The 23,338-nt window shown below is 63.8% G+C and carries 25 protein-coding genes and 1 pseudogene; 15 read left to right on the plus strand and 11 right to left on the minus strand.

What is annotated here, in order from left to right; genetic code table 11:
- Window positions 1–14 precede the first annotated feature (14 nt).
- Together ACOJTD_RS26505 and ACOJTD_RS26510 are read left to right on the plus strand one after the other, a co-directional pair.
- The gene (locus ACOJTD_RS26505; protein ID WP_420135824.1) at window positions 15–269 is read left to right on the plus strand and encodes a GlsB/YeaQ/YmgE family stress response membrane protein; all 255 of its coding nucleotides are present in this window, start codon (window positions 15–17) and stop codon (window positions 267–269) included.
- Window positions 270–395: 126 nt separating this feature from the next.
- The gene (locus ACOJTD_RS26510; protein ID WP_420135825.1) at window positions 396–1,238 is read left to right on the plus strand and encodes an AAA family ATPase; all 843 of its coding nucleotides are present in this window, start codon (window positions 396–398) and stop codon (window positions 1,236–1,238) included.
- A 209-nt stretch (window positions 1,239–1,447) separates the two neighbouring features.
- Here ACOJTD_RS26510 and ACOJTD_RS26515 read toward each other — a convergent pair whose 3' ends face one another.
- On the minus strand, window positions 1,448–2,563 hold the full coding sequence (locus tag ACOJTD_RS26515; RefSeq protein ID WP_420135826.1) for a YwqG family protein: 1,116 nt from the start codon (window positions 2,561–2,563) through the stop codon (window positions 1,448–1,450).
- Window positions 2,564–2,763: 200 nt separating this feature from the next.
- Between ACOJTD_RS26515 and ACOJTD_RS26520 the strand changes: the two genes are divergently transcribed.
- From ACOJTD_RS26520 to ACOJTD_RS26530, 3 genes are read left to right on the plus strand one after another with little or no spacing between them, the layout of a single operon-like run.
- Window positions 2,764–3,807: a Rieske 2Fe-2S domain-containing protein gene (locus ACOJTD_RS26520; RefSeq protein WP_420135827.1), complete on the plus strand. Its 1,044-nt coding sequence runs from the start codon at window positions 2,764–2,766 to the stop codon at window positions 3,805–3,807.
- 4 nt (window positions 3,808–3,811) lie between these two features.
- A complete protein-coding gene (locus ACOJTD_RS26525) occupies window positions 3,812–4,567 on the plus strand; it encodes a GntR family transcriptional regulator (protein WP_420135828.1) in 756 nt (251 codons plus the stop codon).
- A 13-nt stretch (window positions 4,568–4,580) separates the two neighbouring features.
- A complete protein-coding gene (locus ACOJTD_RS26530; protein ID WP_420135829.1) occupies window positions 4,581–5,570 on the plus strand; it encodes a PDR/VanB family oxidoreductase in 990 nt (329 codons plus the stop codon).
- A gap of 172 nt (window positions 5,571–5,742) precedes the next feature.
- On the opposite strand, the gene ACOJTD_RS26535 is transcribed toward ACOJTD_RS26530, so the two are convergent.
- The 4 genes from ACOJTD_RS26535 to ACOJTD_RS26550 form a co-directional block, all read right to left on the minus strand.
- A complete protein-coding gene (locus ACOJTD_RS26535; RefSeq protein WP_420135830.1) occupies window positions 5,743–6,075 on the minus strand; it encodes a hypothetical protein in 333 nt (110 codons plus the stop codon).
- Between the two features lie 62 nt (window positions 6,076–6,137).
- Entirely contained in the window at window positions 6,138–6,752 is a 615-nt protein-coding gene (locus tag ACOJTD_RS26540; protein ID WP_420135831.1) for a GNAT family N-acetyltransferase, read from the minus strand.
- Between the two features lie 140 nt (window positions 6,753–6,892).
- A complete protein-coding gene (locus ACOJTD_RS26545; protein ID WP_420135832.1) occupies window positions 6,893–7,822 on the minus strand; it encodes an SMP-30/gluconolactonase/LRE family protein in 930 nt (309 codons plus the stop codon).
- A 141-nt stretch (window positions 7,823–7,963) separates the two neighbouring features.
- Complete coding sequence (locus ACOJTD_RS26550; protein ID WP_420135833.1) at window positions 7,964–8,332, minus strand: hypothetical protein; 369 nt, start codon at window positions 8,330–8,332, stop codon at window positions 7,964–7,966.
- A 115-nt stretch (window positions 8,333–8,447) separates the two neighbouring features.
- Between ACOJTD_RS26550 and ACOJTD_RS26555 the strand changes: the two genes are divergently transcribed.
- The gene (locus ACOJTD_RS26555) at window positions 8,448–8,732 is read left to right on the plus strand and encodes a GIY-YIG nuclease family protein (protein WP_420135834.1); all 285 of its coding nucleotides are present in this window, start codon (window positions 8,448–8,450) and stop codon (window positions 8,730–8,732) included.
- A 619-nt stretch (window positions 8,733–9,351) separates the two neighbouring features.
- Here the strand turns inward: ACOJTD_RS26555 and ACOJTD_RS26560 are convergent.
- From ACOJTD_RS26560 to ACOJTD_RS26575, 4 genes are all read right to left on the minus strand, one after another.
- Window positions 9,352–9,609, minus strand: coding sequence for a DUF3297 family protein (locus tag ACOJTD_RS26560; protein ID WP_054163593.1), 258 nt, complete (start codon window positions 9,607–9,609; stop codon window positions 9,352–9,354).
- Entirely contained in the window at window positions 9,606–10,082 is a 477-nt protein-coding gene (locus ACOJTD_RS26565; protein ID WP_420135835.1) for a glutathione peroxidase, read from the minus strand. Before ACOJTD_RS26565 ends, ACOJTD_RS26560 begins: the two co-directional genes overlap by 4 nt.
- 23 nt (window positions 10,083–10,105) lie before the next feature.
- Window positions 10,106–11,503, minus strand: coding sequence for an amidase family protein (locus ACOJTD_RS26570; RefSeq protein ID WP_420135836.1), 1,398 nt, complete (start codon window positions 11,501–11,503; stop codon window positions 10,106–10,108).
- Between the two features lie 69 nt (window positions 11,504–11,572).
- Complete coding sequence (locus tag ACOJTD_RS26575; RefSeq protein WP_420135837.1) at window positions 11,573–11,830, minus strand: DUF6894 family protein; 258 nt, start codon at window positions 11,828–11,830, stop codon at window positions 11,573–11,575.
- A gap of 136 nt (window positions 11,831–11,966) precedes the next feature.
- Between ACOJTD_RS26575 and pip the strand changes: the two genes are divergently transcribed.
- Entirely contained in the window at window positions 11,967–12,959 is a 993-nt protein-coding gene (pip, locus tag ACOJTD_RS26580; protein WP_420135838.1) for a prolyl aminopeptidase, read from the plus strand.
- 3 nt (window positions 12,960–12,962) lie between these two features.
- Here pip and ACOJTD_RS26585 read toward each other — a convergent pair whose 3' ends face one another.
- Entirely contained in the window at window positions 12,963–13,736 is a 774-nt protein-coding gene (locus ACOJTD_RS26585) for an SDR family NAD(P)-dependent oxidoreductase (RefSeq protein ID WP_420135839.1), read from the minus strand.
- 96 nt (window positions 13,737–13,832) lie between these two features.
- Between ACOJTD_RS26585 and ACOJTD_RS26590 the strand changes: the two genes are divergently transcribed.
- The 8 genes from ACOJTD_RS26590 (at window position 13,833) to ACOJTD_RS26625 (ending at window position 22,817) form a co-directional block, all read left to right on the plus strand.
- Window positions 13,833–14,327 (plus strand): winged helix-turn-helix transcriptional regulator, encoded by a 495-nt coding sequence (locus ACOJTD_RS26590; protein ID WP_420135840.1) that lies wholly within the window; start codon window positions 13,833–13,835, stop codon window positions 14,325–14,327.
- 18 nt (window positions 14,328–14,345) lie between these two features.
- The gene (locus ACOJTD_RS26595) at window positions 14,346–15,014 is read left to right on the plus strand and encodes a hypothetical protein (RefSeq protein ID WP_420135841.1); all 669 of its coding nucleotides are present in this window, start codon (window positions 14,346–14,348) and stop codon (window positions 15,012–15,014) included.
- 245 nt (window positions 15,015–15,259) lie between these two features.
- Window positions 15,260–18,112, plus strand: a complete 2,853-nt coding sequence (locus ACOJTD_RS26600) for a bifunctional transaldolase/phosoglucose isomerase (RefSeq protein WP_420135842.1) — start codon at window positions 15,260–15,262, stop codon at window positions 18,110–18,112.
- 63 nt (window positions 18,113–18,175) lie between these two features.
- Window positions 18,176–19,216: a phosphogluconate dehydrogenase (NAD(+)-dependent, decarboxylating) gene (gene gnd, locus ACOJTD_RS26605; RefSeq protein WP_420135843.1), complete on the plus strand. Its 1,041-nt coding sequence runs from the start codon at window positions 18,176–18,178 to the stop codon at window positions 19,214–19,216.
- Window positions 19,213–20,724: a glucose-6-phosphate dehydrogenase gene (zwf, locus tag ACOJTD_RS26610; protein ID WP_420135844.1), complete on the plus strand. Its 1,512-nt coding sequence runs from the start codon at window positions 19,213–19,215 to the stop codon at window positions 20,722–20,724. Before gnd ends, zwf begins: the two co-directional genes overlap by 4 nt.
- Entirely contained in the window at window positions 20,724–21,470 is a 747-nt protein-coding gene (gene pgl / locus ACOJTD_RS26615; protein WP_420135845.1) for a 6-phosphogluconolactonase, read from the plus strand. Before zwf ends, pgl begins: the two co-directional genes overlap by 1 nt.
- A 25-nt stretch (window positions 21,471–21,495) precedes the next feature.
- Window positions 21,496–22,008 carry a gluconokinase gene (locus tag ACOJTD_RS26620; RefSeq protein WP_420135847.1) on the plus strand — a complete coding sequence of 171 codons (513 nt, stop codon included), beginning with the start codon at window positions 21,496–21,498 and terminating at the stop codon, window positions 22,006–22,008.
- On the plus strand, window positions 22,008–22,817 hold the full coding sequence (locus tag ACOJTD_RS26625) for an HAD family hydrolase (RefSeq protein WP_420135846.1): 810 nt from the start codon (window positions 22,008–22,010) through the stop codon (window positions 22,815–22,817). Before ACOJTD_RS26620 ends, ACOJTD_RS26625 begins: the two co-directional genes overlap by 1 nt.
- A gap of 8 nt (window positions 22,818–22,825) precedes the next feature.
- Here the strand turns inward: ACOJTD_RS26625 and ACOJTD_RS26630 are convergent.
- A pseudogene (locus tag ACOJTD_RS26630) lies at window positions 22,826–23,305 on the minus strand (glycoside hydrolase family 15 protein); the annotation flags it as partial.
- Between the last annotated feature and the right edge of the window lie 33 nt (window positions 23,306–23,338).

Genomic DNA, 23,338 nt, shown 5'->3' on the forward strand with positions numbered 1-23,338 from the left:
AGCGGGGATCTGGCATGGGTATCGATTCGATCTTGGTCTGGCTTCTGGTCGGCGCGATCGCCGGCTGGCTGGCGGGACTGCTGGTGCGCGGCGGCGGCTTCGGGCTGATCGGCAACATCGTGGTCGGCATTGTCGGCGCTGTGGTCGCCGGCTGGCTGCTGCCGTTCCTCGGCGTATCGCTAGGCGCAGGCATTTTCCGGGCAATCATCAATGCCGCGATCGGCGCGGTCATCGTGCTGGTGCTGCTGGCCATGATCCGCAGAGCCTGATACGCAGGCTGTCGGCGCTGCGATCCTACGGCCGCAGCCGGATGTGACCTCCACATCCAGAGACGCAAGCAACAACAAACAACAAGAATGGCGCCCGCCGCCTGATCACAGACGAGGCAGAAACGCATGAAGTTCACCGGCACCAAGGATTATGTGGCGACCGACGACCTCAAGGTCGCCGTCAATGCGGCGATCGTTCTGGAGCGGCCGCTCTTGGTGAAAGGCGAGCCCGGCACCGGCAAGACCGTGCTGGCCGACGAAGTCGCGCGAGCGCTCGATGCCCCGCTGCTGACCTGGCACATCAAGTCGACCACCAAGGCGCAGCAGGGCCTCTACGAATATGACGCCGTCTCGCGACTGCGCGACAGCCAGCTCGGCGATCCGCGCGTGTCGGACATCAAGAACTACATCAAGCGCGGCAAGCTGTGGGAAGCCTTCACGCACGAGCAGCGCCCGGTGCTGCTGATCGACGAAATCGACAAGGCGGACATCGAATTTCCGAACGATCTGCTGCTCGAACTCGACCGCATGGAATTCCATGTCTACGAGACCGGCGAAACCATTCGCGCCGAGAAGCGCCCGATCGTGGTGATCACCTCGAACAACGAGAAGGAGCTGCCCGACGCTTTCCTGCGCCGCTGCTTCTTCCACTATATCAAGTTCCCCGACGCCGACACGATGCAGGCGATCGTCGACGTGCACTTCCCCGGCATCAAGCAGCGGCTGGTCGCGGAAGCGCTGAAGATCTTCTTCGAGGTGCGCGACGTTCCGGGCCTGAAGAAGAAGCCCTCGACCTCCGAACTGCTCGACTGGCTCAAGCTGCTGCTCAACGAGGAGATGACCCCCGAGCAGCTCAAGGAGCGCGACCCGCGCAAGCTGATCCCGCCGCTACACGGCGCGCTGCTCAAGAACGAGCAGGATGTGCATCTGTTTGAGCGGCTGGCGTTCCTGAGCCGCCGGGAAGTCTAAGAGCTCAAAATGCGGAAGCCGTGTCCGCACGTATCGTGAGTGGGTGCATCCTCCCGCCCCCCACCCCACGTCATTCCGGGGAGCGAGCGCAACTCGTGACCCCGGAATCTCGAGATGGCCCGCAGAGCGCCTGCTCCCGCTCTTCTAGCTACGCGCAGCGACCGGCGAAGCCACAAACTCATCGCTGCTCGTAGTTCAGAAAGACTCCCTCACGTACACTGCATCGCGAGCTCGGCGGCGTCCCAGTTCTGCTGCGCGAAATCGTCCTCGGTGAGGAAGTAGTAGAGATAACCGCCAGGCCCCCAGTCGGCGAAGTCCTCACCGTTGGTGTAGCCGCCGAGTTGCAGCAGCAGCCGGTAGGCCTCGAACGGTTCGTTGAGAGCCAAGCAGAAGTCTTCGTCCTGCAGCAAATCCGGCCAGCCGAACAGCTTGCTGACACCATTCCCGCTCTCCTCGGGCAGTCCATACGCAATCATCTCGCGGCGAAAGCGTTCATAAATGCTGAGTTGCTCCCGATCGGGCAGGATCGCGGAGATGATGCTGCTCTTCGGGTCTGGAAGATCGAATAGCGGCCTGAACAGCAGTTCGGCGCGCGCGAACCGCACAAGGATCTCCAACGGCGGTTCGGCTGGCGCTAGAGCAGCGGTGTCGGGCCAATAGTAGGCCGCGCCGCCCTCGCCGGTGAGCAGGCAGCCCATTGCCGTATCGTGATCGGCGAAGAACGACAGCAGACCGCTGGCGGGCAACGCCTCAGCGCCCGGCATGCCATGAACGTCCGCGCAATTGATCTGACCGATGAACAGCATCGGCTCACCGGCTGCAACCGGCCATGTCCATCCCGGCGGCGCATAGGGCATTCCACCGAGGCGGGAGCCATACGCCGGCGAATCCGGTTGCTCGGCTTGTGGCCAAAGAGCAATCGCAGGCCGAAGCCAACGTAGCAACGTGTCGGCCTGATCCGGCAGGACCTTACTGAGCCGGTGCGCGATTTCCGCCGCCGTCAAAGCTGGCGGAGGCGGATTGCGGACCATCCAGAACGCCGGATGCTCTGGGGGAAAATACGGCATTTGCGCAGGTGCAGGACTATCCGGCCCCTGAGACGCCTGCGCGGCTGCCTTGGCGACAACCGGATTGGAATGCTCCAGCAGACTACGCATCGCCGCTGCCGCGTTACCCCCACGGCTTCGCAGCATCTGCAGAATCCTGCTCCGCTGCTGGAAATGACGATTGTATGCGCCGACGTGCTCGATCTTCTCCTGCTGGTTCAGATTCTCCACCCACGCGGCCACGAGGGCCGCGTCATCCATTACTTCGTAATCGACCATGCCAGCCTCCCGCTCTGAAGACTGAGCAAATGAACAAATCACGAACAAGCCAAGTCAGGATCTTCCTTTCGACTGACTTCCTACGAGCGGTATACAAGAATGAGCAAATCAACCCGAGAAACAGCGCGGAAACCTTGAAATCTCTGCAATCATGTATACAGTCGGAACTCAGAATAAGAATTGATCTCAGGGAGGCCTCGATGCCCGCTTTTCCGCTCAATGCCTGGTATGCGGCGGCTTGGGACGCTGACATCAAGCACGCACTGATGCCCCGCACGATCTGCGGCAAACACGTGGTGATGTATCGGAAGAGCGACGGCAGCGTCGCGGCGCTCGAGGACGCCTGCTGGCACCGGCTGGTGCCGCTGTCCAAGGGACGGCTCGAAGGCGACACCGTGGTCTGCGGCTATCACGGCTTGAAGTTCAACGCACAGGGCCGTTGCACCTACATGCCGTCGCAGGAGACGATCAATCCGTCGGCCTGCGTGCGCAGCTATCCCGTCGTGGAGCGCCATCGCTTCATCTGGCTGTGGATGGGCGACCCGACGCTGGCTGATCCGGCGCTGGTGCCGGACATGCACTGGAACGACGATCCAGCCTGGGCGGGCGACGGCAAGACCATTCACGTCAAATGCGATTGGCGGCTGGTGGTCGACAATCTGATGGATCTCACCCACGAGACCTACGTGCACGGCTCGTCGATCGGCAACGACGCGGTCGCCGAGTCGCCGTTCGATGTCACCCACGGCGATCGCACCGTCACGGTGACGCGCTGGATGAGGGGCATCGAGGCGCCGCCGTTTTGGGCCGCGCAGCTGCGCAAGCCCGGCCTGGTCGATCGCTGGCAGATCATCCGCTTCGAGGCGCCCGGCACGGTGACGATCGACGTCGGCGTCGCGCCCGCGGGCAGCGGTGCGCCCGAGGGCGATCGCTCGCAGGGCGTCAACGGCTTCGTGCTCAACACCATGACGCCCGAGACCGACACCACCTGCCATTACTTCTGGGCGTTCGTGCGCAACTATCGGCTCACCGAGCAGCGCCTCACCACCGAGATTCGCGAAGGCGTGTCCGGCATCTTCGGCGAGGACGAGATCATCCTCGAAGCCCAACAGCGCGCCATCAGCGAAAACCCGGACCGCGTATTCTACAACCTCAACATCGACGCCGGCGCCATGTGGTCGCGCAAGCTGATCGATCGGATGACTGCGAAGGAAGCCGCGCCGCGGCTGCAGGCCGCGGAGTAAAGGGATGAACGACAAGGTCGCCGACCGCTCGATGTCGCAGACGGTGCGCGCGCAGCTCGCGCTGCGGGACATGGTGCTATCGGGCCAGCTGCGCGCCGGCGAACGCATCTCCGAGCTGCAGGCGGTCGAGATCACCGGCGTGTCACGCACGCCGGTGCGAATGGCGCTGGTCCGGCTCGAAGACGAAGGCCTGCTGCAGGCGATCCCGTCCGGCGGCTTCATGGTCAAGGCGTTTTCCGAGCGCGACATTCTCGATTCGATCGAGCTGCGCGGGACGATGGAAGGCCTCGCTGCCCGTTTCGCCGCCGAGCGCGGCGTCTCCGCACGGCAGATCGAGCCGCTGAAAGAATGCCTCGCCGACATCGATCTCCTGGTGAAGCAGGATCCGATCTCGGTCGAAGCGTTTTCATCCTACGTGTCGCTGAACGCGCGCTTCCATGCACTGCTGAACGAGCTATCCGGGAGCGGGCCGGTGATGCGGCAGATCGATCGCGTCGCCGCCCTACCCTTCGCCTCGCCGAGCGCGTTCGTCATGGCGCAGTCGGCGCTGCCGGAAGCACACCAGATCCTGATGATTGCGCAGGATCACCATCGCATCGTCGTCGACGCGATCGAAAACCGCGAAGGCGGCCGTGCCGAAGCGGTGATGCGGGAGCACGCGCGGCTCGCGGTGCGCAATCTGCGGCTCGCGCTGCGCAATCGCACCCATCTCGAATTGCTGCCGGCGCTGGCGCTGGTGACGTCCGCCGCGGACAGATAGCACGGAGGCCTGTATGCGTTTCGCCGAGCACTGGAGCCACGCCACCGTCGTCGCCACCCGCGATCTGGCGCCGACGATTCGGGAAATCATCCTTGAGCCCGACGTGCCGACTGGCCACTGGGCGCCGGGCAGTCATATCAGCGTCGCCGTGCTGATCGATGGTCAGCCGGAACGGCGCAGCTACTCGCTGATCCCGTGTGCGGACGGTCACCTGCGGATCGCCGTCCGCCTCGCCGATGACAGCCGCGGCGGCTCACGCGCGATGTGGGCGCTGCAGCCGGGCAGCCGCCTCGAGATGTCCAACCCGACCTCGCTGTTCAAGATCGACTGGAGCCGCAAGCATTACTGCCTGATCGCCGGCGGCATCGGCGTGACGCCGATGCTCGCCATCGCCGCGACGCTGGCCCGCAGGGATGTTGGGCTATCGATGCACTACGCGGCCAAGTCACGCGAGGACGCCGCGCTGCACGACGAGCTGGGAGCCCTGCTGGGAGATCGACTGGCCCTGTATCACAGCGCGGCGACCGCACGGCTCGACCTCGCGGCGACCTTCGCGGCGCTGCCGACGGACGCCGTTGCCGTGGTCTGCGGACCGCTGCGGATGATCGAGGCTGCCAAGCACGCCTGGGCCGACGCCGGGCGAGCGGCGAGTGACCTTTGCTTCGAAACCTTCGGCTCAAGCGGCCGATTGCCGACCCGCGAGTTCCGCGTCCGGATCGGAACGACCGGGCAGGAAATCCTGGTGCCGCGCGATCGCTCGATGCTGGACGTGCTCAATGCCGCGGGCTTCGACGTGATCTCCGACTGCCAGCGCGGCGAATGCGGCGTCTGCGCCATCGACGTGTCCCGGGTGGACGGCGAGATCGACCACCGTGACGTGTTCTTCAGCGCGGAGCAGAAGCACCAGAACGGCAAAATCTGCCCCTGCGTCTCACGGGCCAATGGAACAGTGACCATCGACACCTTGTATCGGGCGGATGAGTTGCCCAGCCAGGCCGCTTAAAGCGGTTTGCGGTTGATGGGCATCGTGCGGGCGGTGTGCAGAGGTCGACAGGCGCAACGTCCTGGCGATGAGGCGCGAAGCGCCGTCTCGAGCCATGCACAACACGTCCTGTGTCATTGCATCGTTCGAGGCGCCTGGCTTCCTCGCGATAGCACGTCAGGGGGAGACGGCTTCAACGCCAGCCTTCGTGGACGTCCGTCGGCTGGTCGCAGACCCATTCCGGACGCAGCATCACCTGGCATCCCTTCTCGAACGGAAGGGCACAAACCCGGCGCTGCTCCTGCATAATCTCGATGGACCAGGTCAGCGGAACGCTCGGCTGCAGCTGGATGAGCCGCTGAATCACGCCTGCCGCGAACAGCGTGGCGTCGATATCGTCGGCGAGCGCCGCGCCGTCGTGGCCCGGGCCATCGACGCGGTTGATCGGATCGCAGACGTGAAATCGGTAGAACGGCATCGCAGCAGAATGGCGGGGTCGGTTCGCCCCTGGAATGATGTAGATCAAACCGGCCTTATGTAACCGATCATTCTTTGGATCAGCAAGCTGTTAGCAGCGCTTGATCGGCATCACGTGGAACCCCGTGGACCGGACCGCGGCTTGTCGAACAGCTGATAGTTCAGATGCGCCTTCACCGTCGGCCATTCGGACGCGATGATCGAGTACACCACCGTATCGCGGAGCGTGCCGTTCGGCGCGATCTGGTGACTTCGCAGGATACCATCCTGTTTGGCCCCAAGGCGTTCGATGCCCCGGCGGGACTGGTGATTGAAGAAGTGGGTGCGGAACTCCACCGCAATGCAGTCGAGCTTCTCGAAAGCATGCTGCAACAGCAGCAGCTTGCACTGCGTGTTCAGGCCGGTCCGCTGCACGCGAGGCGCGTACCAGGTTGAGCCGATCTCGACGCGGCGGTTGGGCGCGTCGACGTTCATATAGGTCGTCATCCCGGCGATCCGGCCGTCAGCGTCGCGCACCGTCCACGGCAGCATCGCGCCCTGCGCCAGCAGCGCCAGCCGCCGGGCGATCTCGGCGTCCATCCGCTCTGGTGCCGGAACGGCTGTGTACCAGAGCTTCCACAACTCTCCGTCCTGGACGGCCTCGATCAGTCCGTCACGGTGAGCCGGCTGCAGCGGCTCCAGCGTCGCATGCGGACCACTGAGGGTGACGGGTTCGAGCCAGGACATGAACTTCCTTTCAGACGGCCGGTTCACAACCTTGATCCGTCATTGCGAGGAGCAAAGCGGCGAAGCAATCCAGCGCAATACCCTGAGCCTGGATTGCTTCGCTTCGCTCGCAATGACGATAAGGTCCTGCTGTGCGGTTGTCACTTATTCAAAAAATTCAGCGGCAGACCACCACGCGGCCAGTCCATGGCGATCAATTCGCCTTTGCCGGAGAGCGTAATGTAGGCCGTCTTCAGCTCCGGGCCGCCAAAGGCGATGTTGGTAGTGACGCGGTCGCCGGTCGGCACTTGCTCGACCAGCGAGCCGTCCGGCGCGATCACCGAGATGCAACCTGAGACAAGGGTCGCGACACAGACATTGCCGCCGGCTTCCACCGCGAGCGAGTCGAACATCTGGTAGCCGCCGAGCCCGGCGATCGGTTTACCCTTCTCGCCGCGATAGATCACGTCGCGCGGCTTGAGCGTGCCCGGCGCGGAGAGTTCATAGGCCCAGAGACGGCCGGTCGGCGTCTCGGCCGCGTACATCGTGTTTTCATCCGGCGACAGCCCGATGCCGTTGAGCGGCAGCGTGCCGAACACCTGCTCGGTGATCTCGGTCATGCCGGGCTTGATGTAGTAAGCGGCGCCGACATCCATGTCGCGGGCGCGGCGCTTGCCGAGGTCGGTAAACCACAGACCTCCATGCTTGTCGAAAACCAGATCGTTCGGTCCCTTCAGCGGATGCTCACCGCATGTGTCGAACAGCGTTTCGACCGCGCCGCTCTGCAGGTCGACGCGCTGGATCGAGCCGCCGAGATACTCGTGCGCGGCCGGCGCGCCGGGCATCATCGTGCCGCGCGACGGAAACCAGCCGAAGCCGCCATTATTGCAGATGTACATTTTGCCGTCCGGCCCCAGCGCCGCGCCGTTCGGCCCGCCCGGGATCTTGGCGACGACTTCTTTGCGGCCATCGGGCCAGACGCGCGTCAGCTGCTGGGCGCGAATCTCAACGAGGACCACCGAGCCATCCGGCATCACCACCGGGCCTTCGGGGAACGCGAGATCGGTTGCGAGAACGCGGACGTTGGACATCAATCCTCCCGATGTTTGTTCTTGTTGCAGGGCGGATTTCGAGCCCGTGCGCCGTGACGCACGATGTTAGGCATCTCGGTGCGCGATGCCAAGCCGCGCGCCGAGTTGGAATTCCGTTCAGCGGCAGGCGAGCAGCCGCTGTTACTTCGCGCCGCTCTTCGTATCGGATTTGGCGTCGGGCTTTGCCGGCGATGGATCCTTCGCCGGAGCGGCGGGCTCGGACTTCTTCTGTGTCGCCTGCGATTGGTCGAGCGACTTTTGCAGCGTCGCCACGGAGGCTTTCAGCGCCTCGATCTGACGGTTGGCCGCGTCGAGCTTCTGCTGCTGGTCGAGTCGCGCCTTGTCGAGCGACTTCTGCAGAAATTCGACATTGCTCTGCAGGCAACTGGTGCGGCGCTCCATCGTCTTTTCGGCCGTGCAGATCTCGATGCCCGGCACGTCCTGCGCCAGTGCCGCCCCGCCGCCGAGCAGAGTGGCCACCATCGCCCATCCCATCGTCTTGCCGGTCATCCTGCGCTCCATCCGCGGTTGCGTGACTCCCAGCCAAGCGGCTTTGGTCCAGCGCTGTCAACGTGCACGGCCGCGGCTGATTGCCGGACTCGGCAGGCCATGCGAGGCTTGCGCCATGCAAGAAGCTCCCGCCGAAGAAGAGTGTTTCGTCTATGTGCTCGGCTGTGCGAGCCCAGGCCGTTACCTGACCTATGTTGGCTGGACGCTCGATCTTGACCGACGCCTGGCACAGCATAATGCCGGGACCGGCGCGCGTTCGACGCGCGGGCGTTCATGGGTGCTGATCCACAGCGAGCGCTTCACCAGCCGGCAGGACGCGATGAGCCGCGAATGGCACCTCAAGCGCGATCGTGCGTTCAGACGGAGACTGGTGGCAAAAACCAAAACCTCGAACACCTAGAACGGCGCCGCCAGAGGCCCGATGTTCCGATCTGCGACAGCACGGGTGCCCGATCTTAACGGATCGAACGCGTCCGGAACAAAAGGCGGTCGAATCACTGCGAATCACAAAAAGCGAACCTTCTCCCTCTACATCTCGAAGCGGGATCCGGACGCCGCACAAAATGCGCCGCATGATGAAGGTTGATTGGCTGGATGCCAGGACGAATTCGTTAACGTCGGGCTTCAATGACCGCTGCGCAACATGCCAAGGCGCTGACTCGCCACCGCAGAGGGAAGTCCAACCGGCTGTCCCAGCCTGCGACATCCACCTCCGGCAATCTTAACGAACGGAACGCGATCAGAACAAAGCGCCGACGAATCGGCCGAATCAGCGGCAATTGACAGATCGGAAGCAAGATTTCGGCGAACTCACCGGATGTCAGCACTAAATCTAGATACTCTTTCGCCGAGATACCGCCGCAAGGCGTCGCCATTCGTTAACGGCGCGCCGCAAGTTGCCGCGTTGGCGCAAACGGCTTCGCGCGGCGACTAAGCAAAAATGGATCGAGGGTGGGCCGCGTCAATCACGGCCGCTTCGCAGGCGCATCGCCGGGCGTGGCCGCGCCGCGTGCGGACGCTCAGCTCCGCGGGCGAATGAAGGGCTCGACCGGGCCGTGCACCTTGATGGCCAGCTGGTTGCCGAAACGATCCTTTGCATTGCCGGCGGCGACGCGGATCCAGCCCTCGCTGACGCAGTACTCGATGACGTTGGTCTTTTCCTGCCCCTTGAAGCGAATGCCGACGTCGAGCGCGAGCACCGCTTCGTTGTAGTACGGGCTCGATTCCTCGACGGAGAGGCGATCGGGCAGTTCGATGTTCTGAGTCTGGTCGGTCATAGCAACGTCTCGATTTCTTTGCCGAGCGATTCCGGCGTGGTCGTCGGCGCGTGACGCGATACCACATGGCCCGTCCGATCAACCAGAAATTTGGTGAAATTCCACTTGATGCCGGAGCCGAGCAATCCGCCCTTTTCGCCCTTCAGGAATTTGTACAACGGATGGGCCTGCGCGCCGTTGACATCGATCTTGGCAAACATCGGAAAGCTGACGCCGTAGTTGCGCGAGCAGAATTGTGCGATCTGCGCCTCGTCGCCCGGCTCCTGCGATCCGAACTGATTGCAGGGAAAGCCGAGTACAGAGAAGCCGCGCGCCCCGTATTGCTGCTGGAGCGCCTCGAGGCCCTTGTATTGCGGGGTGAAGCCGCAGGCGCTCGCGGTGTTGACGATCAGCAGCACCTGCCCTTCGAACTGTTTCAGCGAGATTTCCTCGCCGGCCAGCGTCTTCGCCGTGAACTCGTAGATCGATGTCATCGCAACTGCCCTCTCGCCCGTCCTTAACGCACCGGATCGATCGGAGATACGGGCGTGCCGCCCGCTTCGATCGCTTCGCCGGCGAGCAGACACAGATCCTCGCGATAGCGTCCGGCGACCAGTTGCACGCCCACCGGGACGCGCCCAACCAGACCGGTCGACACAGTCAGGCCGGGCAGCCCCATGAACGGAATGCCGACTTGCGGCATCTGAGCGGCCCAGACGCGCCTGAATGAGGTTTCGTCCTTGAGATCGAGCCGCTGCGGGAACGGCAATTCGCCCGACACGGGCATCAGCAGCACCGCGTAGCGCTGGAAGAACAGCTCCCACTCGCGCGTCAAGGTCGCCCGGCGCACCAGCAGCCGCGACAGCGTCGCCGCATCGGTGATCTCGCGGGCGCGATTACCGTTGAGGCAGGCCAGCGCGCCCTCGTCGCCCTCGCGCTCTGCGGCATCGAGCATCGCGCGGTAGCCATCGCCGAGCCAGAACTGCGCCTGCAATTCGGCCGCTTCGCGCAGCGGCGGCGTCTTGTCGATCGGTTCGATAGTCCACCCTGCGGCCTCCAGCCGGCGCCCAGCGTGGAGCACCGCGTCGCGCACCTCCGGCACCACAGCGAGATCGTCCGGCGCGACGCACAGCGCCGCGCGCTTCTCGCGCGGCGCCCCCTGAAGCGGCGCCGGCACCCACCATGGGTCGCGCGCATCGGGCTGCGACAGCGCCGCGAGTGCGAGCCGAAGATCGGCAATGCTCCGCGCAAGCGGGCCCGACACCGCGCTGATCTGCGGACAGATCGCGCGCTCGGGCGACGATGCGTTGTACGCAGCGATACGCCCGAGCGTCGGGCGCAAGCCGTGAACGCCGCAAGCATAGGCCGGGTAGCGGACAGAACCAGCGATGTCGGTGCCGTGCGCAATATGGCCGATGCCGGCCGCCACAGCTGCACCGGCGCCGCCCGACGAACCGCCGGGCGTGATCGACGGATCGCGCGGGTTGAGGGTTTCGCCATGCAGCTTGTTCGATGTGAACCAGCGATAAGAGAACGCCGGCGTGTTGGTGCGGCCGACGATCACCCCGCCGGCCCTCAACAGATTGTCGACCACTGGATTATTCGAGGCCGCAATCAGGTCGCGCTGCAGCGTCACGCCATTGGTTGTGGCGAATCCTGTCTGATCGACATTCACCTTGACGGTGACGGGTACGCCGGCGAGCGGACCAACCTCGTCGCCGCGGTTCAACGCCGCGTCGATCGTGTCGGCCTGCGCCAGCGCGTCCTCGGGGCGGTGATCGATCACCGCGTTGATCGCAGGATTGACCGCGTCGAGACGGTCCAGCGCCGCCTGGGTCGCCTCCCGCGCGGACAATTTGCGCGCCTTGATGAGGCCGGTCAGTTCGGTCGCGGACAGTCGCCAGATGTCTTGCATGTTTCCCCCGATCGACAAGGACTTGATACCGCGCGCTAAGAGGCTGCGCTACCGTCAAATCGATACGGGTCAGTGCCTGTTCCGCGGCATGGCGGGCATGTCGAGCAAGGCTTCGCTGAAGGGGAAATCCAGCACCACGTGGCCGTCTTCGTCGGTAACTTCGAGGCTGGCGCGGATCAGATCCACCTGCGCGGCCTCAGTCTTGACGATCTCCCTGATGGTCGCGCGTGCCACCTCCCAGGCGTGATCCGCATCGCGCAGGTCCTCGCCCTCGGGATCCGGGATCAGCTCAGCCCCAATCCGTGTGTTGAAATAATATCTCGGCATCCAGACTTTCCGTTTCACCTGAGCTGAAAGTGAGGGCGGCATCGGCGATGCGCAACCCTGTTCCCCGCATGGCGCCGTCCCGTACGACCGCCTTGCCGTGCTCGCCTTCCGCCGCAATTGGCTGTAACCAGACCAGATGGCACCAGAAGCAGAGCGCGAGATCCGTCCCGGTCCCAACGGCGCCGCGGCGCCGCTCACGTCGCAGATGCTCGAGGTCGGCGACGGTCATGCGCTGTATGTCGAAATCAACGGTAACGCGGATGGTTCGCCGGCGGTCTATCTGCACGGCGGTCCCGGCAGCGGCTGCCAGCCGGATCACCGCCGATTGTTCGACCCGCAACGCTTTCGCGCCGTGCTGTTCGATCAACGGGGCGCCGGTCGCAGCCGCCCCAAAAGCGCCCGCCAAGCCAACACCCTCCCCCATCTCATCGCCGACATGGAGACGATCCGCACAACGCTCCGCATCGAACGCTGGCTGGTCGTGGGAGGTTCATGGGGAGCAACGCTCGCGCTCGCCTATGCCGAGGCACATCCAGAACGCGTCAGCGGCATTGTACTTCGCGCAACCTTTCTGGGGACACGAGGCGAACTCGAAGCCGCTTTTCTGGAGACGCTCCCGAGATTCTATCCCGAATTGAATACGGACTTTTTGTCGCTGCTTCCGGCGGAGGAGCGCGCGACCCCGCTCGATGCATACTGGCGCCGCATTCTCGATCCGGATCCGAAGATTCATGGCCCCGCCGCGCGTGCATGGGGTGAGACGGAGTCGATCCTGTCGCAAATAGCGCCGAAGCGGACCCGGCTCGATCCATCGAGTACGAATGACGGCCGGCCGTTGCCGGCGACGCCTTATATGGAAGCGCACTACTTCGTCCACGACTGCTTCATGCGCCCGGACCAACTCGTGGCCGAAGCCAGCCGACTGGCCGGCATCCCCGGCATCATCGTTCAGGGCCGCTACGATCTGCTGTGCCCGCCCGCGACCGCCCATCGGCTGATCGCGAACTGGCCGGACGCGGAGTTGCGCACGATCGATGCCGCCGGGCATCTCCTCTACGACCCAGGCGTCCGCGACGCCGTGATCGCTGCGATCAACGACGTCTCCGATCGGATTGATCGTTCGCGCTGAGCCTCAGCCGCGATAGATCGGCGCGCCTGCTGGAGAGCCGGTGGTGCCGCCGTCGACGAAGATTTCCACGCCCTGAATATGCGCCGCATCGTCGGATGCCAGGAATAGCACCGTCTTGGCGATGTGTTCCGGCTCGGCAATCCGACCGAGCGGCGTCGCAGCCGCGATGCGGCCTTCGAGCACCGCCATCGCCTCGTCGGTCGGCGCAGCGCCCTTCCAGATCGGCGTACGTGCACCTCCAGGCGCGACGACATTGACGCGGATGTTGCGAGGCGACAGTTCGGACGCCATGACGCGCGCCATGCCGCGCAGCCCGGCCTTGCTGGCCGCATAGGCCGAGTAGCCTGGATTGCCCAAGACTGCGATCACCGAGCTGTTGAGAATGATCGAAGCGCCGTCATTCAGATAAGGTAGTGCCGCCTGCACGGTGAAGAACGGCGCGGTGAGGTTGGTGCGGATGACTTGCTCGAATGCCGCGAGCGTCGTTGCGCCGAGCGGGGTCGAGCCAGGGATTCCGGCATTCGCGAACAGGATGTCGAGCTTGCCAAACCTTTCGGCGGCTTGCGCCGCGACGCGCTCCAGCGCCGAGACATCGTTGACATCCGCCTCCACCGCCAACGCAGCACTGCCCAACTCCTCGGCCGCCGCCTTGAGCCGGGCCGCATCCCGGCCGGTGATGGTGACCTGAGCGCCCTCTGCGACAAACAGCTTCGCCGTCGCCAGACCGATGCCGCTGTTGCCACCTGTGATCAATGCCGTCTTGCCCGCCAGCCTCATAACGTCCTCGCTCTGGTTGCATAATGAAACTATTTGCGATGTACGCCACTGGTTTTATATTGCAACCACACAAGCGCGTGATCAGCGAGCTGCCGGATGGTGAAGCGAACCAGTTTCGAGAGAGATCCCTGCCCGATCGCGCGGGCGCTCGACGTCATCGGTGACTGGTGGTCGCTGTTGATCGTCCGGGAAGCGCTCTTCGGCGTCCGGCGCTTCAGCGAATTTCAAAGCAAACTGGGAATGGCCAAGAATATCCTCGCGAGCCGGCTGCGCACGCTGGTGGAGCATGGCCTTCTCCGGATCGAGCCGGCTTCGGACGGCAGCGCCTACCACGAGTATTTACTGACACCGAAGGGCCGGGGAATTTTCCCGGTCCTAGTCGCCCTGCGGCAGTGGAGCGAAGAGTTCGACGCCCACACCGACGAAATCGCGACCGTCCTAGTGGATCGCAACAGCGGCCGCCCAGTAAAGAAGCTTGAGCTGCATGCCGAAGACGGCCGGCTGCTTGCGCCAGGCGACACCACCTTACAGCCCCGATCCCCTGTCAAATCGAAAAAATCCGGGACGCGCGGCAGCGCTCCGCCGCGCTAGACTCAGGAGACGTCCACGATGCCACTCGTCGCTCAGGGTATGCTGCTGACCTCGATGGATATCGACGCCGAGAACGAAGCCGACTTCAACCGTTGGTACGACCGCGAGCATCTCGCCGAGCGGGTCGCGATTGACGGTTTTCTCGAAGCCCGCCGCTACGTGGCGCAGGACGCGTCACCAAAGTATCTGGCACTCTATGCCACGAGCACTTTCGACGTATTGAGCAGCGCGACCTACCGCACGGCACTCGCCAATCAAACCGACTGGTCCAACCGTAACATCGCCAAATTCAAGAATATGATCCGCGGCGTCGCGCGGATCACCGCAAGCTATGGCCAGGGCCGTGGTGGGGTGGTTGGGGTGGTGCGCATTCGCCCGCGGTTGGACAATCGGGACACACTGCGCGCGGCGATTGTCGGCCAGCGCGATCTTGTTTCGCGGGACGGACTGATTTCGATGCACCTGCTGGAAAACGATCCGGACCTGTCGCGGCCGCTGACCGACCCTCCGGGCGTCGCCAGTCCCGGGGCGTCGGACTGGTTCGTGGTAATCGAAGGCACGGATACGGCCGCCGTCAGAACTGCTATGATCGAACGGTTCGAAAGCACCATCGGCGCGGAGCTGATCTCCACGGGTGTGTATACGTTGCTGTGGGATCTGGCGAAGAGCGACCTCGCAACGTCCTGAGATTGCGCTCTTCGGCCGCCGTTCGAGAGACTGCCTTCCTGCCGGGCAATCGTGCGCTCGAGCAACCTTCATCCAGCCATCACAGCTTTGCGATAGCCGTCGTTCGGAACCCTTTCCCAACTTGCGCGTCAATTCAGCTCGCCGATCTCGGCCGGCCGCCTGGCCGGCAACGACGTGTTGACAAGCTTCCGCTCCCGGACGGAAATGCACGCGAGGCTCCCTCGCACCGAATGACAGACAAGCACATGAACCCCGTCAAAGCGCTCGAACAACACGACCAGGCCGTCTGGCTCGATTTCCTTGCCCGCGGCTTCATCGCCAAAGGCGACCTCAAGAAGCTGATCGACGAAGATGGGGTGAAGGGAGTGACCTCGAACCCGTCGATCTTCGAAAAGGCGATCGGCTCTTCAGACGAATACGATGGAGCGATTGGCGCCGCCCTGAAGCAGGGCGACCGTTCGGTCGGCGAATTGTACGAAGCGCTCGCGGTTGAAGACATCCAGCACGCCGCTGACGTGCTGCGGCCGACCTACGACCGGCTCGAAGGCCGTGACGGCTTTGTCAGCCTCGAAGTGTCTCCCTATCTGGCGCTCGATACCAAGGCGACGATCATCGAGGCTGAGCGGCTTTGGAATGCCGTGAAGCGCGAAAACCTGATGATCAAGGTGCCGGCGACCCGCCAGGGGTTGGCCGCGATCAAGCACCTCATTTCGAAAGGCATCAGCGTCAACATTACGCTGCTGTTTTCGCAGCAGGTCTACCGCGACGTCGCCGAGGCTTACCTGTCAGGTCTCGAAGCGTTGATTGCGGGGGGCGGCGATCCGGCGCGTGTCGGCAGCGTGGCAAGCTTCTTCGTCAGCCGCATCGACAGCGCGGTGGACAAGCAACTCGACGACAAGATCACGCAAGCCAACGATCCGGAAGAAAAGGCTCGGCTGGAGAAGCTGAAGGGCAAAGTGGCGATCGCCAATGCCAAGCTCGCTTATCAGGACTTCAAGCGCCTTTTCTCCGGCGATCGCTGGGCGAAGCTGGAGGTGTGCGGAGCCAAGCCGCAACGGCTGCTGTGGGCATCGACCGGCACCAAGAACAAGGCCTATAGCGACGTCCTCTATGTCGAGGAGCTGATCGGTCCTCACACGGTGAACACCGTGCCACCGGCCACGCTCGACGCGTTTCGCGATCACGGCAAGCCGCGCGACAGTCTGGAAGAGCACGTCGACGATGCGCGCGACGTCCTGAAGAACCTTGAGAACGCCGGCATCTCGCTGCAGAGCATCACCGAGACGCTCGTCACCGAAGGCCTCCAATTGTTCGCGGACTCGTTCGACAAGCTGCTCGGCGCTGTCGCCTTCAAGCGCAACACCGTGCTCGCCGGTCAGGTCGACACTCAAAAGCTTGCCCTCCCGGCTGATCTCGACAAGTCAGTGAAGGAGCATGCCGATGACTGGCGAAAGACCGGCAAGATCCGGCAGGTCTGGGATTTCGAAAAATCGGTATGGACGGAAACGGACGAGGATAAGTGGCTCGGCTGGCTGAACAGCGCAAAAGCCGAAAAGGCGAAGCTCGCCGACTACACGGACTTCGCAAAGTGGGTGAAGGCGCGCGGGTTCACGGACGCCGTCGTGCTCGGCATGGGTGGATCGAGTCTCGGCCCCGAGGTCCTGGCTGAAACTTTCCCGCAGCAAAGCGGCTTTCCGAAGCTGCACGTGCTCGACTCCACAGATCCGGCGCAAGTGCGGACCCTCGAACACAACGTGACGCTCGGCACCACTCTGTTTATCGTATCGTCCAAATCCGGCGGCACGACCGAGCCGAATGTGATGAAGGACTACTTCCTGTCGCGGGTCGGCGAGACCGTCGGCGCCGACAAGGCAGGACAACACTTCGTCGCCGTGACCGATCCGGGCTCGTCGATGGAAAAAGTCGCGACCGAGCAAAAATTCGCGCGCATCTTCCATGGCGATCCGACGATTGGCGGCCGCTACTCGGTTCTGTCGCCGTTCGGCATGGTACCAGCCGCCGCGGCCGGGCTCGACCTCGGCAAGCTCCTCGACTTGACGCTGACGATGGTGCGATCGTGCGGGCCGGACGTGCCACCGAGCGAGAATTCCGGCGTTCAACTCGGTCTCGCGATGGGATGCGCCGGACTTGCGGGACGCGACAAGGTGACGATCACCTCATCAAAGGCGATCGCAGACTTCGGCGCTTGGGCCGAACAGTTGATCGCCGAGTCCACCGGCAAGGATGGCAAAGGACTGATCCCGATCGACGGCGAGCCTCTCGCCGAGCCGGCCGCCTACGGCAAGGATCGACTGTTCGTCGATCTTCGCGTCGAAGGCGAGAACGATGCCGCGCATGACGCGAAGCTGGCGGCTCTCGAAGCCGCCGGGCATCCGGTGGTGCGGATCGTCCTGAAGTCGCCGGACCATATCGGCCAGGAGTTCTTCCGCTTCGAACTCGCCACTGCGGTGGCCGGCGCCATCCTGGGGATCAATCCGTTCAATCAACCCGACGTCGAATCCGCCAAGATCAAGACCCGCGAACTCACCGCGGCATTTGAAAAGTCCGGCGCGCTGCCGGCGGAGAAGCCGGCGATGTCGACGGCCGACGTCGATCTCTACACCAGCGAGTCGAACGCAGCAGCGCTGCGCCAGGCCGGCGCGAACGGCACGCTGGAGTCGTGGATCAAGGCTCATCTGTCACGCGCACAGGCGGGCGACTACGTCGCTCTGCTCGCCTACATCGAGCGGGACGCGTCGCATATCGCGGCGCTGCAGGGCATGCGCCTTGCTGTTCGCGATCGCCGACACGTCGCGACCTGCGCCGAGTTCGGCCCCCGCTTCCTGCACTCGACCGGACAAGCCTACAAGGGCGGACCGGATAGCGGCGTGTTTCTGCAGATCACCGCCGACGATGCGCAGGATCTTCCTGTGCCCGGTCAGAAGGCGAGCTTCGGCGTGATCAAGGCGGCGCAGGCGCGCGGCGATTTCGACGTGCTGACCGAACGCGGTCGGCGGGCGCTGCGGGTTCACCTCAAGGGTGATCTCACAAGCGGGCTGAAGGCTCTCGATGCTGCCGTTCGCGCAGCATTGAACTGACGAACGACTGACAACGAGGCTGCGCAATCAAGCGCAGCCCGGACACAAGCTGGAGACCTCGGCATGCAGCTCGGCATGGTCGGCCTCGGACGAATGGGCGGCAATATCGTTCGTCGCCTCATGAAAGATGGCCACCAAGCCGTGGTGTATGACCGGGATCCGGCAGCTGTCGAAGCTTTGGTGAAGGAAGGCGCAACCGGCGCCAGTAGTCTTGAAGATCTTGTCGGCAACCTCGGCGCGCCGCGTGCCGTGTGGGTGATGCTGCCGGCGGGTCACATCACCGAGACCACGATCGAACAACTCGGCAAGCTGCTCGGCGCCGACGACGCGATCATCGACGGCGGCAACACCTTCTGGCAGGACGACATCCGCCGCGCCAAGACGCTGCGCGAAAAGTCGATCGCCTATGTGGACGTTGGCACCTCGGGTGGCATCTGGGGCTTCGAGCGCGGCTACTGCATGATGATCGGTGGCGACAAGAAGATCGTCGATCGGCTCGATCCGATCTTCGCGACCTTGGCCCCCGGCATCGGCGACATCCCGCGCACGCCCGGTCGCGAGGATCGCGACCCCCGCGTCGAGCAGGGCTACCTCCACGCCGGCCCGGTCGGCGCCGGTCACTTTGTGAAGATGGTCCATAACGGCATCGAATATGGACTGATGCAGGCTTATGCTGAAGGTTTCGACATTCTCAAGAATGCGAATATCGACGCGCTGCCGAGCGAGCATCGCTTCGATCTCGACATCGCCGACATCGCCGAGGTGTGGCGACGCGGTAGCGTCATTCCCTCCTGGCTGCTCGACCTGACGGCTTCGGCGCTGGCTCGGAATGTCGAACTCGACAGCTACTCCGGCTTTGTCGAGGATTCCGGCGAAGGCCGCTGGACCATCAATGCCGCGATCGATGAAGCCGTGCCGGCCGAGGTGCTGACCTCGGCGCTGTTCGCCCGCTTCCGCTCGCGCAAGGAACATACTTTCGCCGAGCGGATTCTCTCCGCGATGCGCGCGGGCTTCGGCGGCCACAAGGAGCCGCAGCAGCATCCCGACGCCGCCCATCAGGCCGCGCCGCAACAGAAGCTGAAACCGACATCGGAGCGTGCGTGACCAGTCAGCCCAATGCGCAGATCCCTGACGGCTGCGCTTTCGTCATCTTCGGCGTAACCGGCGACCTCACCCACCGTCTGGTGATCCCGGCTCTATACAATCTCGCCGAAGCCAATCTCCTGCCGGAGAAGTTCTGCGTCGTCGGCATCACTCGTAAGGAGATGTCGAGCGAAGATCTGCGCGCCAGCCTGATGCACGGCCTGCGGAAATTCGCGACCCGGCCGGTGAACGAAGAGATCGCCGATAAGCTGCTGTATTGCGTCACGGCAGTCAGCGCCGACCCGTCCGAACGAGCGTCGTTCGACCGGCTGCGCGAACGGCTCGAGAAGCTGGAGGCCAACCGCAACACCGGCGGCAACCGGCTGTTCTATCTCGCGACGCCGCCGGACGCCTTCGCGCCGATTTCGACCGAACTCGGCCGCGCAGGTCTTCTGAAGGAAGAAGGCGGCGCATGGCGACGGCTGGTGGTCGAGAAGCCGTTCGGCACCGACCTCGCCTCCGCCAAGGCCCTCAACGATCATCTGCTCAGCATCGTCAGCGAGCATTCGCTGTACCGGATCGATCACTACCTCGGCAAAGAGACGGTGCAGAACATCCTGGTGCTGCGTTTTTCCAACGGCATGTTCGAGCCGATCTGGAATCGCGAACATATCGATCACGTGCAGATCACCGTCGACGAAAAGCTCGGCGTGGCCCACCGCGGCAGTTTCTACGACAAGACTGGCGCGCTCCGCGACATGGTGCCGAACCACCTCTTCCAGCTGCTGTCGCTGGTGGCGATGGAGCCGCCGTCTCACTTCAACGCTCATTCGGTGCGTTCGGCGAAAGCCGAAGTACTGGCTGCGATCCAGCAGCAGAGCGAAGAAGAGGCGCTGCAGAATTCCGTCCGCGGCCAGTACACTGCCGGCACGGTCGGCGACACCGAGATCGGCGACTATCGCAGCGTCGAGGACGTCGACCCCGCCAGCACGACCGAGACCTATGCGGCGCTGAAGCTGACGATCGATAATTGGCGCTGGGCCGGCGTACCGTTCTATCTGCGCACTGGGAAGGCGCTCGGGGCGAAGCGAACCGAGGTGGCGATCAAGTTCAAGCAGGCGCCGTTCGCGATGTTCCGCTGCACGCCGATCGAGGAATTGTCTCAGAACTACCTGGTCATCGGCATCGAGCCGGTCGAAGGCATCGCCCTGCAGTTCAATACCAAGATCCCAGGGCCGACGATCGCCATCGACGGCGTCGAGATGACGTTCCGCTACAAGGATTACTTCAAGGTCGCGCCCAGCAACGGCTACGAAACCCTGCTGCACGATTGCATGATCGGCGACAACATCCTGTTTCAGCGCGCCGACGGCGTCGAAGCCGGCTGGCAGGCCGTTCAGCCGTTCCTCGATGCCTGGGACAAAGCCGGGGCTGAAGGCCTGCAGAGCTACCCGGCCGGCAGCAACGGCCCGGAAGAAGCCGAAGCTCTGTTGAAACGTGACGGCCGCAACTGGCGGGAGCCGAGCTAGTGCAGGCCGGCGATCACCGCCAGATCGTCGTCGCGACGGACGCCGAAGCGCTGGCGCGGTTAGCGGCCCAGCGCCTGATCGCACGGATCGCCCTGCACCATGATCGGCCGGGGATCTGCCTGACCGGCGGCTCCGGCCCGCAGCGGATGTTCGAACTGCTCGCAACCGAGTTCGAAGACCGTATCCCGTGGTCGCACGTTCACTGGTTCATCAGCGACGAGCGCGTCGTGTCGTTCGACGATCCGCTCAGCAATATGGGGACCGCGAAGCGAGTGTTGCTCGACGGGCGAGCGCCTGCCGCCAACATCCATGCCATTCCGGCCAGCACCGGAGCCGACCCGGACGAGGTTGCACGCAGCTACGAACGTGAATTGAAGGACTTCTACGGTTCGGCAACTCTCGATCCGGCGCGTCCGCTGTTCGACCTCGTACTCGGCGGCGTCGGGCCTGACGGCCACACCGCTTCCCTGTTTCCCGGCTGGCCGCAGCTTGCCGTTCGCGATCGTTGGGCGGCTGGCGTGGACAAGGCACATGTCGAGCCGTTCGTGCCGCGTGTCACCCTCACCTTTCCGGCGCTGGCGTCGTGCAGCGAAATGCTGTTCCTGGTCCATGGCGCGAGCAAGCGTAATATCCTCGAGCAAGTGTTCGGCGGCGAAGATCTGCCGGCGGGCAAAGCACGGTCGAATGGCGAAACGGTTTGGCTGATCAGCCAGGACGCGCTGCCGGAGAGCCTCCGTGACCGCTGACGTCGCACCTCGGGCGTTGATCGTGATGGGCGTGTCTGGCTCCGGTAAGACGACTATCGGCAAGGCACTCGCGGACCGACTCGGCTGGACCTACGAAGACGCCGACGATTTTCATCCGCCCGCCAACGTCGCCAAGATGAGCGCGGGCCATCCGCTCACCGACGACGACCGCTGGCCGTGGCGGCGCGCAATCGCGGCCGAGATCGACAAGGTTGCCGATCGCGGCGGCTACGTCGTCTTCGGATGCTCGGCCCTGAAGCGAAGCTATCGCGATGTCCTGGTCCACGGCCGGGCCGATACGCGGATCGTCTATCTCGACGGCAGCCGGGAAACGATCGCGCGCCGGATCGCGGCGCGGCGTCATCACTTCATGCCGCCCGGCCTTCTGGACAGTCAGTTCGCAACGCTCGAGCCGCCCGGCGCCGAGGAGAATCCGATCGTTGTCGGCATCGACGTCCCGGTCGCGCAAATCGTGGACGGCATCGTGGCGCAACTTCCAAGAGCTCAAGCCCATCGATCTGCCGTGGAGCCTACCTGATGTCCCGCATCCGCCTGGTGATTTCCGATGTCGACGGCACGCTCGTCACCTCGGACAAACGTTTGACGGATGGCGCTCGCGCTGCGGTGGCAAAGCTGAAGGCCGCTGGGATCGGCTTCACATTGACCAGCAGCCGTCCACCGGTCGGGATGCGACTGTTCAGCGAACCGCTCGACATCACCTTGCCGATGGGTCCCTTCAACGGAAGCTCGATCGTCGATCCGTCGCTCGCTGTGATCGAACAGCATCTCATTCCGGCGGACGCGGTGACCAAGAGCATCGCGCTGCTCGATCGCTACGGGATCGACATTTGGATCTTCACCAACGATAATTGGTACATCCGTCGGGACGATGGCAAATACGTGCCGCACGAACAGCGCACCATTCAGTTCGATCCCACCCAGACCGACGACCTGACCCCGCTGATCGGAAAGGCGTGCAAGATCGTCGGCGCCAGCCCCGACTTTGCCTTACTTGAGCGCTGCGAAACGGAATTGCAGAACGAGCTCGGGGAGAGCGCGCTCGCGGCCCGTTCCCAAGACTACTATCTGGATGTGACGCCGCCGGGACAGAGCAAAGGCACCTTCGTCCAGGCAATGTCGAAGCGACTCGAAATTCCCGCGGAATCGATTGCCACGCTCGGCGACATGCAGAACGATCTGCCGATGTTCAAGGTCAGCGGGTTGCCGATCGCGATGGGCAACGCCACCGCCGACGTCAAGAAGTTCGCCAAGCACGTCACCGGAACGAACGAAGAGGACGGGTTTGCTGCGGCGATCGATTTCATTCTCGCCCGCAACGCCGACTGAACACCCAACTACTGCGATCGCTGAACGGCGGGTTTCTTGCCGCACTCGGCCATTGCGGCGCTGAGATTGTCGGCCGTAACGACGACGGCGATGTGCGTCAACGCCTGCGGATAGTTACCGGTCTGCCGGCGGGCTTCCGGGTCGTATTCCTCGGCAAGAAGACCGACATCGTTGGCGACACCGACGACCCGGTCGAACAGCTCTTTCGCATCGTCGATCCGGCCAGCCAGCACATAGGCGTCCGCCAGCCAAAGACTGCACGCGAGAAACGCGCCTTCGATCGGGAGCGGCTGGTCGGGCGTCTCGCGCGGATCGTGTCGCAGCACGAAGCCGCGATGCATCAAATGCGTCTCGATCGCTGCGATCGTACCACACATCCGCGGATCGTCCGGCGCCAGGAAGCCCACCGCAGGAAGCAGCAGCAGGCTGGCGTGGAGCCCGGCGGCGCCGGCGGGCTCGACGAACCACTTCTGCTTCGTATAGAAGCCCTAGGCGCAAACAACCCGAAGAATGTGATAGCG

The organism is Rhodopseudomonas sp. (assembly GCF_048594845.1).
Classification (GTDB): domain Bacteria; phylum Pseudomonadota; class Alphaproteobacteria; order Rhizobiales; family Xanthobacteraceae; genus Rhodopseudomonas.